General features: G+C 58.1%; 12 protein-coding genes. All 12 read left to right on the top strand.

The window, feature by feature from the left end:
* Window positions 1–37: 37 nt before the first annotated feature.
* Complete coding sequence (pyrH, locus tag JJD74_RS11045) at window positions 38–781, top strand: UMP kinase (protein WP_003222124.1); 744 nt, start codon at window positions 38–40, stop codon at window positions 779–781.
* Window positions 778–1,335, top strand: coding sequence for a ribosome recycling factor (gene frr, locus JJD74_RS11040; RefSeq protein ID WP_042557876.1), 558 nt, complete (start codon window positions 778–780; stop codon window positions 1,333–1,335). Before pyrH ends, frr begins: the two co-directional genes overlap by 4 nt.
* A gap of 14 nt (window positions 1,336–1,349) precedes the next feature.
* Complete coding sequence (uppS, locus tag JJD74_RS11035) at window positions 1,350–2,105, top strand: polyprenyl diphosphate synthase (protein WP_042557877.1); 756 nt, start codon at window positions 1,350–1,352, stop codon at window positions 2,103–2,105.
* On the top strand, window positions 2,105–2,911 hold the full coding sequence (locus JJD74_RS11030) for a phosphatidate cytidylyltransferase (protein WP_047299909.1): 807 nt from the start codon (window positions 2,105–2,107) through the stop codon (window positions 2,909–2,911). The genes uppS and JJD74_RS11030 overlap by 1 nt, the downstream gene beginning before the upstream one ends.
* On the top strand, window positions 2,908–4,098 hold the full coding sequence (gene ispC / locus JJD74_RS11025; protein WP_200613715.1) for a 1-deoxy-D-xylulose-5-phosphate reductoisomerase: 1,191 nt from the start codon (window positions 2,908–2,910) through the stop codon (window positions 4,096–4,098). The genes JJD74_RS11030 and ispC overlap by 4 nt, the downstream gene beginning before the upstream one ends.
* A 54-nt stretch (window positions 4,099–4,152) precedes the next feature.
* Window positions 4,153–5,505 (top strand): sigma E protease regulator RseP, encoded by a 1,353-nt coding sequence (rseP, locus tag JJD74_RS11020; RefSeq protein ID WP_047299911.1) that lies wholly within the window; start codon window positions 4,153–4,155, stop codon window positions 5,503–5,505.
* A 74-nt stretch (window positions 5,506–5,579) separates the two neighbouring features.
* The gene (bamA, locus tag JJD74_RS11015) at window positions 5,580–7,970 is read left to right on the top strand and encodes an outer membrane protein assembly factor BamA (RefSeq protein WP_200613712.1); all 2,391 of its coding nucleotides are present in this window, start codon (window positions 5,580–5,582) and stop codon (window positions 7,968–7,970) included.
* Window positions 7,971–8,015: 45 nt separating this feature from the next.
* The gene (locus JJD74_RS11010; protein ID WP_042557882.1) at window positions 8,016–8,519 is read left to right on the top strand and encodes an OmpH family outer membrane protein; all 504 of its coding nucleotides are present in this window, start codon (window positions 8,016–8,018) and stop codon (window positions 8,517–8,519) included.
* 3 nt (window positions 8,520–8,522) lie between these two features.
* Window positions 8,523–9,578: a UDP-3-O-(3-hydroxymyristoyl)glucosamine N-acyltransferase gene (gene lpxD, locus JJD74_RS11005; RefSeq protein WP_200613709.1), complete on the top strand. Its 1,056-nt coding sequence runs from the start codon at window positions 8,523–8,525 to the stop codon at window positions 9,576–9,578.
* A 106-nt stretch (window positions 9,579–9,684) separates the two neighbouring features.
* On the top strand, window positions 9,685–10,125 hold the full coding sequence (gene fabZ / locus JJD74_RS11000) for a 3-hydroxyacyl-ACP dehydratase FabZ (RefSeq protein ID WP_042557884.1): 441 nt from the start codon (window positions 9,685–9,687) through the stop codon (window positions 10,123–10,125).
* The gene (gene lpxA / locus JJD74_RS10995) at window positions 10,122–10,898 is read left to right on the top strand and encodes an acyl-ACP--UDP-N-acetylglucosamine O-acyltransferase (protein ID WP_042557885.1); all 777 of its coding nucleotides are present in this window, start codon (window positions 10,122–10,124) and stop codon (window positions 10,896–10,898) included. Before fabZ ends, lpxA begins: the two co-directional genes overlap by 4 nt.
* A 2-nt stretch (window positions 10,899–10,900) precedes the next feature.
* Window positions 10,901–12,031, top strand: a complete 1,131-nt coding sequence (gene lpxB, locus JJD74_RS10990) for a lipid-A-disaccharide synthase (RefSeq protein WP_042557886.1) — start codon at window positions 10,901–10,903, stop codon at window positions 12,029–12,031.
* Window positions 12,032–12,033 lie beyond the last annotated feature (2 nt).

Here is a 12,033-nt window from a genome sequence, read left to right as displayed (position 1 = left end):
GCAAAGAATTTTAAATACGCCGCAGGAGAGATTCGCAATGGCTCAGCAGGGCAGTGGTTATCAGGCTCGCTATAAACGCATTCTACTCAAGCTTAGCGGCGAGGCCCTGATGGGCTCGGAAGAGTTCGGGATCGATCCAAAAGTGCTGGATCGGATGGCGCTGGAAGTCGGCCAACTGGTCGGCATCGGCGTACAGGTCGGTCTGGTGATCGGCGGTGGCAACCTGTTCCGCGGCGAAGCCTTGAGCAAAGCCGGTATGGATCGGGTGACAGGCGACCACATGGGCATGCTGGCCACTGTGATGAACGCCCTGGCCATGCGCGACGCGCTGGAACGTGCGAATATCTCGGCAATCGTCATGTCGGCCATTTCGATGGTGGGCGTGACCGATCACTATGATCGCCGCAAAGCCATGCGTCACCTGAACTCCAAAGACGTCGTGATTTTCGCAGCCGGTACCGGCAATCCGTTCTTTACCACGGATTCGGCAGCCTGCCTGCGTGCAATCGAAATCGATGCCGATGTCGTCCTCAAGGCGACCAAGGTCGATGGCGTCTACACCGCAGATCCGTTCAAAGACCCGCATGCCGAGAAGTTCGATCATCTGACTTATGATGAAGTACTGGATCGCAAGCTGGGTGTAATGGACCTGACAGCTATTTGCCTGTGCCGCGACCACAAGATGCCGCTGCGTGTATTCAACATGAACAAGCCCGGCGCCCTGCTGAACATCGTGCATGGCGGCGCTGAAGGCACCCTGATCGAGGAAGGTCAACAATGATCAACGAAATCAAGAAAGACGCTCAAGAGCGTATGCAGAAATCCCTGGACTCTCTGGCCCACGCATTTGGTCAGATTCGTACCGGCAAGGCTCACCCAAGCATTCTGGGCAGCGTAATGGTGCCGTACTACGGCGCTGATACCTCCATTACCCAAGTGGCCAACATCACCGTAAAAGACTCGCGCACCCTGCAAGTCGTGGCTTTCGAGCGCAACATGCTCGCGGCTGTCGACAAGGCGATCCAGAGCGCTGGCCTGAACCTCAACCCGACCAACCTGGGCGAGTTGTTGCTGATCTCCATGCCTGCCCTGACCGAAGAAACCCGCAAGGGCTTCACCAAGCAGGCACGCAGTGCCGCTGAAGACGCTCGTGTTGCCGTGCGCAACATCCGTCGCGATGCGCTGGGCGATTTGAAGAAGCTGGTTAAAGACAAAGAAATCAGCGAAGACGAAGAGCGTCGCGCTGCAGCCGATATCCAGAAACTCACCGACAAGGCTGAGGCTGATATCGACGCGGCTACCAAGCAGAAAGAAGCGGATTTGATGGCCGTATAAGGGTCGAGTTTTTAATGGACAAGACCAAGCAGACTGCGCCGTCCGCGGTGCCGCGCCATGTCGCGATCATCATGGATGGCAACAATCGCTGGGCGAAAAAACGCTTTATGCCGGGTGTCGCCGGGCATAAGGCGGGCGTGGATGCGGTTCGTGCGGTAATCGAGGTGTGTGCCGAGGCCAAGGTCGAGGTGCTCACCCTGTTCGCTTTCTCCAGTGAAAACTGGCAGCGCCCGGCCGATGAGGTCAGCGCTTTGATGGACCTGTTCTTCAAGGCGCTGCGTCGTGAGGCCAAGCGCCTTAACGACAACAACATCAGCTTGCGCATCATCGGTGATCGCTCGCGCTTTCATCCGGAGCTTCAGGTCGCGATGCGCGAAGCCGAGGCCATGACCGCGGGTGCCAACCGTTTCATCCTGCAAATTGCCGCCAATTACGGCGGTCAGTGGGATATCGCACAAGCTGCACAGCGTCTTGCACGTGAGGTTCAGGCCGGGCATCTGCGTCCGGAAGACATCACCCCGGATCTGCTGCAAACGTGTCTGGCAACCGGCGATCTGCCGTTGCCGGACTTGTGCATCCGCACCGGTGGCGAGCACCGCATCAGCAACTTCCTGTTGTGGCAACTGGCTTACGCCGAGTTGTACTTCTCCGACCTGTTTTGGCCGGACTTCAAACACGATGCCATGCGCAATGCGCTGGCCGATTTCGCTTCGCGCCAACGTCGCTTCGGTAAAACGAGCGAACAGGTCGAAGCTGGAGCCCGGGTTTAATGCTTAAACAACGAATCATCACCGCGCTGATCCTGCTGCCGATCGCCTTGTGCGGGTTTTTCCTGCTTGAAGGTTCCGGTTTTGCGCTGTTCATCGGTCTGGTCGTGAGCCTGGGCGCCTGGGAATGGGCGCGACTCGCGGGCTTCACTGCACAATCGTTCCGCGTCGGTTTTGCCGCCGTCGTCGCGTTGATGCTGTTCGTCATGTATGTGCTGCCCGGTCTCGCACCTTGGGTGCTCGGTGCTTCGGTGCTGTGGTGGGTGGTCGCGACGTATCTGGTGCTGACCTATCCACGTTCCAGCGAGCATTGGTCCAGTGCGGCCACCAAACTGGTGATCGGCTTGCTGATTTTGCTGCCGGCCTGGCAAGGTCTGGTACAGATCAAGCAGTACCCGTTGGGTAACTGGCTGATCATGGCGGTCATGGTGTTGGTCTGGGGCGCAGATATTGGTGCCTATTTCTCTGGCCGTAAATTTGGCAAGCGCAAGTTGGCTCCTCAAGTCAGCCCCGGTAAGAGCTGGGAAGGCGTTTACGGTGGTCTGGCGCTAAGCCTGGTGATCACCGCGATTGTTGGCTTGGTGCGTGACTGGACGGTGGCCGAGTTGCTCAAGGGTCTGATTGGCGCTGCGCTGATCGTTTTTATCTCGGTCGTGGGAGACCTCACCGAAAGCATGTTCAAGCGTCAGTCCGGCATCAAGGACAGCAGTAACCTGCTGCCCGGTCATGGCGGCGTGCTTGATCGCATCGACAGTCTGACCGCGGCCATTCCAGTGTTTGCCGTGTTGCTGTGGATGGCTGCGCCGTGAGCCGCCCGCAACTGATTACCGTACTGGGTGCTACCGGCTCGATTGGTCTGAGCACCCTTGATGTGATTGCGCGTCATCCTGAGCGTTATCAGGTGTTCGCGTTGAGCGGTTTCACGCGCCTCAGCGAACTGTTGGCCTTGTGCATACGTCACGTGCCGCAATTTGCCGTGGTGCCGGAAGTCGCTGCAGCTCGCGGTTTGCAGGACGATTTGCGTGCAGCCGGTCTGACGACCCGTGTGCTGGTGGGTGAGGCTGGCTTGTGTCAGGTCGCTTCTGCGCCGGAAGTCGATGCGGTCATGGCGGCGATCGTCGGCGCCGCAGGCCTGCGTCCGACGCTGGCGGCTGTCGAAGCAGGCAAGAAGATTCTCCTGGCTAACAAGGAGGCGCTGGTCATGTCCGGCGCCTTGTTCATGCAGGCTGTGCGCAAGAGTGGTTCGGTGCTGCTGCCAATCGACAGCGAGCACAATGCGATTTTCCAGTGCATGCCACAGGATTTCGCCAGTGGATTAAGCAAGGTCGGAGTCCGTCGGATTTTACTGACAGCTTCTGGTGGACCGTTCCGGCAGACGCCCATGAGTGAGTTGGCGCATGTTTCGCCTGAGCAGGCGTGTGCGCATCCGAACTGGTCAATGGGTCGCAAGATTTCCGTGGATTCGGCCAGCATGATGAACAAAGGTCTCGAACTGATCGAGGCCTGCTGGTTGTTTGATGCAAAACCAGCGCAGGTCGAGGTGGTGATTCATCCGCAAAGCGTGATTCACTCGCTGGTCGATTATGTCGACGGTTCGGTCCTGGCTCAGTTGGGCAATCCTGACATGCGCACTCCGATCGCCAGCGCGCTGGCCTGGCCGGAGCGTATCGACTCCGGCGTCGCGCCGCTGGATCTGTTTGCGATCGCACGTCTTGACTTCGAAGCGCCGGATGAAGAGCGCTTCCCGTGCCTGCGTCTGGCGCGGCAAGCGGCCGAGGTGGGCGACAGCGCACCGGCGATGCTCAATGCGGCCAACGAAGTGGCGGTGGCAGCGTTTCTCGACGGACGGGTTCGTTACCTGGAAATCGCGAGTATCATCGAGGAGGTCTTGAACCTCGAGCCGGTCGTAGCGCTGGATGATCTCGATGCTGTGTTCACGGCGGACGCGAAGGCGCGAGTTCTGGCCGAGCAATGGCTGGCTCGTCACGACCGATAGGTTTTGCAACACAATAGTTTCAAGCAGCACTGAACAGGATTGCGGAGAAAGTAGATGAGCGCGCTCTATATGATTGCCGGCACCCTGATCGCCTTGGGTGTGCTGGTCACCTTTCACGAATTCGGCCACTTCTGGGTCGCGCGTCGCTGTGGCGTCAAGGTTCTGCGCTTTTCCGTAGGCTTTGGCATGCCACTGCTGCGCTGGCACGACAAGCAAGGTACTGAGTTCGTCATCGCTGCGATTCCGCTGGGTGGCTACGTCAAGATGCTCGACGAGCGCGAAGGCGACGTCCCGGTTGATCAGCTCGATCAGTCGTTCAACCGCAAGTCCGTTCGCCAGCGTATTGCTATTGTCGCGGCTGGCCCTATCGCCAACTTTCTTCTGGCCCTGGTGTTCTTCTGGGTATTGGCGATGCTCGGTAGTGAGCAGGTCCGCCCGGTAATCGGTGCGGTCGAATCCGGCAGCATCGCCGCGAAGGCTGGTCTGGGTGCAGGTCAGGAGATCGTGGCGATTGATGGCGAGCCGACTTCCGGCTGGGCCGCCGTCAATTTGCAGCTGGTTCGCCGGCTCGGCGAAAGCGGCTCGCTGCAGGTGCTGGTGCGCGAGCAGGGCTCTACGGCGGATTCGCCGCGTGAGCTGACGCTGGACAAATGGCTCAAGGGGGCTGATGAGCCGGATCCGATCCGCTCTCTGGGGATTCGTCCATGGCGTCCTGCCCTGCCACCTGTGCTCGCCGAGCTTGATCCAAAAGGCCCGGCCCAGGCCGCTGGCCTGAAAACCGGTGATCGCCTGGTGTCTCTTGACGGTCAGGCGCTCAATGACTGGCAGCAGGTGGTCGATACCGTTCGTACGCGTCCTGATACCAAAATCTTGCTGCGGGTCGAGCGCGATGGTGCTCAAATCGACGTCCCTGTCACTTTGGCAGCGCGCGGTGAAAGCAAGGCGCCAAGCGGTTATCTGGGCGCAGGTGTCAAAGCGATCGACTGGCCGCCGGAGATGATCCGCGAAGTCAGTTATGGTCCGTTAGCCGCGATTGGCGAGGGCGCCCGTCGTACTTGGACCATGAGCATCCTGACGCTGGATTCGCTCAAGAAAATGCTGTTCGGCGAGCTCTCGGTAAAAAACTTGAGTGGACCGATAACCATTGCTAAAGTGGCGGGCGCTTCTGCCCAGTCGGGTGTCGCTGATTTCCTGAATTTCCTTGCTTATCTGAGTATTAGCCTGGGTGTTCTGAATTTGCTGCCCATTCCTGTACTGGATGGGGGGCATTTGTTGTTTTATCTGATCGAGTGGGCGCGTGGTCGTCCCTTGTCGGATCGGGTGCAAGGTTGGGGGATACAGATCGGTATCAGTTTGGTGGTCGGGGTGATGTTGCTTGCTCTGGTCAACGATCTGGGTCGACTGTAACGCTTCGCTGAATTGCGAATCTGCCGCATTTTGCGGCAGTTTGTTTATTGCCAGTTGGAATAAGAAAGGACTTCATGAAACGTCTGCTGCTAACTGCGGTTCTCACCGTATTGATGATCGCCGAAGTTCACGCCGAGTCCTTCACCATCTCTGATATTCGCGTCAATGGCCTCCAGCGGGTCTCCGCGGGTAGTGTCTTTGGTGCCTTGCCGTTGAACGTCGGCGAGCAGGCGGATGATCGTCGCCTGGTGGAATCCACTCGTGCGTTGTTCAAAACCGGTTTCTTTCAAGATATCCAGCTGGGCCGCGAAGGCAACGTTCTGGTGATCACGGTCGTCGAACGTCCGTCGGTTGCCAGTATCGAGATCGAGGGCAACAAGGCGATCTCCACTGAAGACTTGATGAAAGGCCTTAAGCAGTCCGGTCTGGCCGAAGGCGAAATCTTCCAGCGTGCCACCCTCGAAGGTGTGCGTAACGAACTGCAGCGCCAGTACGTCGCGCAAGGTCGCTATTCGGCTACGGTCGATACCGAAGTGGTATCGCAGCCGCGTAACCGCGTCGGCCTGAAAGTGAAGATCAACGAAGGCACCGTTGCGGCCATTCAGCACATCAACGTGGTGGGTAACACGGTTTTCCCTGAGGATGACCTGACCGACCTGTTCGAGCTGAAGACCACCAACTGGCTGTCGTTCTTCAAGAACGATGACAAATATGCCCGTGAAAAACTGTCCGGTGACCTGGAGCGTCTGCGCTCCTACTATCTGGACCGCGGCTATATCAACATGGATATCGCTTCGACCCAGGTGTCCATCACCCCGGACAAGAAGCACGTCTACATCACTGTCAACGTGACCGAAGGCGAGAAGTACACCGTTCGCGACGTCAAACTCAGCGGTGACCTCAAAGTTCCTGAAGACCAGATCAAGTCCTTGTTGCTGGTGCAGAAAGGCCAGGTGTTCTCGCGCAAGCTGATGACCACCACCTCTGAACTGATCACCCGTCGTCTGGGTAACGAGGGTTACACCTTCGCCAACGTCAACGGCGTGCCTCAGCCGCACGATGATGACAACACCGTGGACATCCTGTTTGCCGTCGATCCGGGCAAGCGTGCCTACGTCAACCGCATCAACTTCCGTGGTAACACCAAGTCGGAAGATGAAGTGTTGCGTCGTGAAATGCGTCAGATGGAAGGTGGCTGGGCTTCGACTTACCTGATTGACCAGTCCAAGACCCGTCTTGAGCGTCTGGGCTTCTTTAAAGAAGTCAACGTCGAAACCCCGGCCGTTCCGGGTGTCGATGACCAGGTTGATGTGAACTACAGCGTTGAAGAGCAGGCGTCGGGTTCGATTACCGCCAGTGTCGGTTTCGCCCAGAGTGCCGGTCTGATCCTCGGTGGTTCGATCACCCAGAACAACTTCCTCGGCACCGGTAACCGCGTCAGCATCGGTCTGACCCGAAGCGAATACCAGAGCCGCTACAACTTCGGCTACGTTGACCCGTACTGGACCGCCGATGGCGTGAGCCTGGGTTACAACGCGTTCTACCGCACCACTGACTACGATGAACTCGATGCCGATATCTCGAGCTACTCCGTAGACAGCCTGGGCGCCGGTGTCAACGTTGGCTACCCGATCAGCGAGACTTCGCGACTGACCTTCGGCCTGTCTGCTCAGCAAGACACGATCAATACAGGTAAATACACCGTTGACGAGATTTTTGACTTCGTCAAAAAGGAAGGTGACAGCTATCTGAACTTCAAGGCTTCGGCCGGCTGGTCCGAATCGACCCTGAACAAAGGCGTTTTGCCGACCCGTGGCCGTTCCCAGAGCCTGACCCTGGAGAGCACCATTCCGGGCAGCGACCTATCATTCTTCAAACTTGATTACCGTGGTCAGTTGTTCCAGCCGCTGAGCGAAAACTACACCATGCGTCTGCACACCGAACTCGGTTATGGCGACGGTTACGGTTCGACTGACGGCTTGCCGTTCTATGAAAACTACTATGCTGGTGGTTTCAACTCGGTTCGTGGTTTCAAGGACAGTACGCTTGGCCCGCGAAGCACGCCGAGTCGTGGCGCAGATAAGACCGGTAACACCGGTACGCTGGCCGACCCGGATCAGGATCCGCTGCCATTTGGCGGTAACGTGTTGATCCAGGGTGGTGTTGAACTGCTGTTCCCGCTGCCGTTTGTCAAAGATCAGCGCTCCCTGCGTACTTCGGTATTTTGGGACGTGGGTAACGTATTTGACTCCAAGTGCGAGAAGACTACCAACGCTACCGTCGGTTCGACTTCCGCCACTAAGTGCAACGACATCAGCCTGAGCAACATGGCAAGTTCCGTCGGTGTGGGCGTGACCTGGGTCACCGCGCTGGGTCCTCTGAGCTTCGCGTTGGCCATGCCGATCAAGAAACCGGATGACGCTGAAACTCAAGTGTTCCAATTCTCCCTCGGCCAGACGTTCTAAGCGTCTGACCCAAGATAACGACAATGGATTTTGTAGGAGTGCATCGTGCGTAAGTTGACTCAATTGGTTCTCCTGGCCTCCGTACTGGTGGCAGGCCCGGCGTTCGCCGACATGAAAATCGCTGTCCTGAACTATCAGATGGCCTTGCTGGAATCCGACGCGGCGAAGAAGTACGCCGTGGATGCCGAGAAGAAGTTCGGTCCGCAACTGACCAAACTGAAGACTCTGGAAAGCAGCGCCAAAGGCATTCAGGATCGTCTGATGGCCGGTGGCGACAAGATGCAGCAAGGTGAGCGTGAGCGTCTGGAACTTGAATTCAAGCAGAAGGCCCGTGATTTCCAGTTCCAGTCCAAGGAACTGAACGAAGCCAAAGCCGTTGCCGACCGCGAAATGCTCAAGCAACTGAAGCCTAAACTGGATGGCGCCGTGGAAGAAGTCATCAAGAAAGGTGGTTTTGACCTGGTGTTCGAGCGTGGCGCAGTCATCGATGTCAAGCCTCAGTACGACATCACGCGCCAGGTTATCGAGCGCATGAATCAGCTGAAGTAACCCATGACCGTGACTATCAAGCTCGGCCAGTTGTCCGAGTTCCTCGGCGCCACCCTGCGTGGCGACGCGGAGAAGCAAATTACTGGGCTAGCCACTTTGCAAGAGGCTGGCCCAGCTCAGTTGAGCTTTCTGGCAAATCCGCAATATCGCAAATTCCTTGCCGGTTCTCAGGCAGCAGCGTTGCTGCTCAAAGAAGCGGACGCCGAGGGTTTTGCCGGTAATGCATTGGTGGTGCCGGATCCTTATCTGGCCTATGCACGCATCTCTCACTTGTTCGATCCCAAGCCAAAAGCCACTGCGGGTATCCATCCTTCGGCGGTGATTGCGGCTGATGCGGTGGTTGATCCAACCGCCAGCATCGGTGCGTTTGTGGTGATCGAGGCGGGTGCGCGGATTGGTGCGCAGGTCACTCTGGGTGCCCATTGTGTTATCGGTGCACGCAGTGAAATCGGTGAGGGCGGCTGGCTCGCTCCACGGGTGACGCTGTATCACGATGTGCGCATCGGCAAACGTGTGGTTATCCAGTCCGGAGCCGTACTCGGTGGTGAAGGCTTCGGCTTTGCCAACGAGAAGGGTATCTGGCAGAAAATCGCCCAGATTGGTGGTGTGACCATCGGTGACGATGTGGAGATCGGCGTGAATACCGCCATCGACCGCGGTGCGCTGGCCGATACCGTTATCGGCAATGGTGTAAAACTCGACAATCAGATCCAGATTGCTCACAACGTCCAGGTCGGTGATCACACCGCGATGGCTGCGTGCGTGGGCATCTCCGGCAGCACCAAAATCGGCAAGCACTGCATGCTGGCCGGCGGTGTCGGTCTGGTCGGGCACATTGATATTTGCGACAACGTTTTCCTGACCGGGATGACCATGGTGACCCACTCGATTACCGAGCCGGGTGCCTATTCTTCCGGCACAGCCATGCAACCGGCTGCCGAATGGCGCAAAAGCGCGGCACGCATTCGTCAGCTCGATGACATCGCGCGACGTTTGAAACAGCTGGAAAAGCGCGTAGGGGAAGTGACCCCTGACGGCAATGCTTCATCAGATGGCTGATACCATTTCCATATCAAGTGTGCACAGCCTCTAGACTGCCTCCTTGATTTGCTAGAGGAGTGCGCGTCAGTCGCGCTCCCAATCTTTACATAGGCTTCCCCCCGAAATGATGGACATCAACGAGATTCGCGAATACCTGCCTCACCGTTACCCGTTCCTGCTGGTGGACCGGGTGGTGGATCTGGACACTGAAGGCAAGCGAATTCGCGCCTACAAGAATGTCAGCATCAATGAGCCGTTCTTCAATGGTCACTTCCCTGCGCACCCAATCATGCCGGGCGTGCTGATCATCGAAGCCATGGCTCAGGCTGCCGGGATCCTCGGTTTCAAAATGCTCGACGTCAAACCGGCCGACGGCACTCTGTATTACTTCGTTGGTTCGGACAAACTGCGCTTCCGTCAGCCAGTCAAGCCGGGCGACCAGTTGATTCTTGAAGCCACGTTCATCAGCTGCAAACGCAAGATCTGGAAATTCGAATGCCAGGCTTCGGTCGATGGCAAGCCGGTCTGCTCGGCCGAGATCATCTGCGCGGAACAAAAAGTATGAGTTTGATTGACCCTCGCGCAATCATCGATCCGTCGGCCGTTCTGGCTGACGGCGTCGAGGTCGGCCCGTGGTCGATCATCGGCGCAGGTGTGGAAATCGGCGAGGGTACCGTGATCGGGCCGCATGTGATCCTCAAAGGTCCGACCCGCATCGGTAAACACAATCGCATCTACCAGTTTTCTTCGGTAGGCGAAGACACGCCCGACTTGAAGTACAAGGGCGAAGAAACCCGCCTGGTGATCGGTGACCACAACGTCATCCGTGAAGGCGTGACGATTCACCGTGGCACCGTTCAGGACCGTTCGGAAACCACGCTGGGCGATCACAACCTGATCATGGCCTATGCCCACATCGGTCACGACAGCGTCATCGGCAATAACTGCATTCTGGTCAACAACACCGCGTTGGCTGGCCACGTGCACGTCGATGACTGGGCGATCCTCTCCGGGTTCACCCTGGTTCACCAGTATTGCCACATCGGCGCCCACAGTTTTTCCGGTATGGGCACGGCGATCGGCAAAGATGTTCCGGCATTTGTCACGGTATTTGGCAACCCGGCCGAAGCGCGCAGCATGAACTTCGAGGGTATGCGCCGTCGCGGGTTCAGCGAAGACGCTATCCACGCGCTGCGCCGTGCTTATAAAACCGTTTATCGCCAAGGGCTGACAGTTGATCAGGCCTTGGCCGACCTGGCAGGACCTGCTGCTCAGTTCCCGGAAGTTGCGGTGTTTCGCGACTCCATCGAGTCGTCGACTCGCGGCATCACCCGCTGATCATGGCCAGTCTGCGTATTGCGCTGGTGGCGGGGGAGGCTTCCGGTGACATCCTCGGTGCCGGCCTCATGCGTGCCCTCAAGGCACAACACCCGTCAGTCGAGTTCATCGGTGTCGGCGGTCCGTTGATGCAGGCCGAAGGCCTGACTTCCTACTTCCCCATGGAGCGCTTGTCGGTCATGGGGCTGGTTGAGGTTCTCGGCCGACTGCGCGAGTTGCTCAAGCGTCGCAAAAAGCTGATTGCCACACTGATTGCCGAGAAGCCTGACGCGTTCATCGGCATCGATGCCCCGGACTTCAACCTCAATATCGAACTCAAGCTGCGTCAGGCCGGGATCAAAACCGTGCATTACGTCAGCCCGTCGGTGTGGGCATGGCGGCAGAAGCGCGTGCTGAAGATTCGCGAAGGTTGCGATCTGATGCTCACGCTTTTCCCGTTCGAAGCCAAATTCTACGAAGAGAAAGGCGTGCCGGTGCGGTTCGTCGGTCACTCGCTGGCCGACGCCATACCGCTGCAAGCCGATCGCGCCGCTGCACGTGCCGAGCTGGGCCTGCCAGACGGGCCGCTGGTCGCGTTGATGCCCGGCAGCCGTGGCGGTGAAGTCGGTCGTCTCGGCGCGCTGTTTCTCGATACTGCCCAGCGCCTGCGAGCCCTGCGTCCGGGTGTGCGTTTTGTCATGCCGTGCGCCAGTCCGGAGCGCCGTGTGCAACTTGAAGAACTGCTCGCCGGCCGTGATCTGCCGGTGACGTTGCTCGATGGCAAATCCCACTTGGCTCTGGCTGCGTGCAATGCGGTGCTGATCGCTTCCGGCACGGCGACCCTTGAAGCGCTGTTGTACAAGCGGCCGATGGTGGTTGCCTATCGCCTGGCACCGCTGACGTTCTGGATTCTCAAACGCATGGTCAAGAGTCCGTACGTGTCCCTGCCGAACCTCCTGGCCCAGCGCCTGTTGGTGCCGGAATTGTTGCAGGACGATGCGACAGTCGAGGCGCTGGCTCAGACCCTGTCGCCATTGATCGAGGGCGGCGAAGAGCAGACCCGTGGTTTCGACGAGATCCATCGCACCCTGCGGCTGGATGCTTCCAACCAAGCGGCGGATGCCGTGCTGAACCTGGTCGGTCAAACACGATGAGC

It is taken from the genome of Pseudomonas sp. MF6776 (genome assembly GCF_016613125.1).
Lineage (GTDB): Bacteria > Pseudomonadota > Gammaproteobacteria > Pseudomonadales > Pseudomonadaceae > Aquipseudomonas > Aquipseudomonas iridis.
This window is presented reverse-complemented; position numbering and strand designations above follow the sequence as displayed.

Bases quoted from the DNA above. Each gene is read 5' to 3' on its own strand.
- lpxB (WP_042557886.1), top strand. From the start codon at position 10,901: ATGGCCAGTCTGCGTATTGCGCTGGTGGCGGGGGAGGCTTCCGGTGAC.
- bamA (WP_200613712.1), top strand. From the start codon at position 5,580: ATGAAACGTCTGCTGCTAACTGCGGTTCTCACCGTATTGATGATCGCC.
- lpxD (WP_200613709.1), top strand. From the start codon at position 8,523: ATGACCGTGACTATCAAGCTCGGCCAGTTGTCCGAGTTCCTCGGCGCC.
- rseP (WP_047299911.1), top strand. From the start codon at position 4,153: ATGAGCGCGCTCTATATGATTGCCGGCACCCTGATCGCCTTGGGTGTG.
- frr (WP_042557876.1), top strand. From the start codon at position 778: ATGATCAACGAAATCAAGAAAGACGCTCAAGAGCGTATGCAGAAATCC.
- JJD74_RS11030 (WP_047299909.1), top strand. From the start codon at position 2,105: ATGCTTAAACAACGAATCATCACCGCGCTGATCCTGCTGCCGATCGCC.
- pyrH (WP_003222124.1), top strand. From the start codon at position 38: ATGGCTCAGCAGGGCAGTGGTTATCAGGCTCGCTATAAACGCATTCTA.
- uppS (WP_042557877.1), top strand. From the start codon at position 1,350: ATGGACAAGACCAAGCAGACTGCGCCGTCCGCGGTGCCGCGCCATGTC.
- lpxA (WP_042557885.1), top strand. From the start codon at position 10,122: ATGAGTTTGATTGACCCTCGCGCAATCATCGATCCGTCGGCCGTTCTG.
- fabZ (WP_042557884.1), top strand. From the start codon at position 9,685: ATGATGGACATCAACGAGATTCGCGAATACCTGCCTCACCGTTACCCG.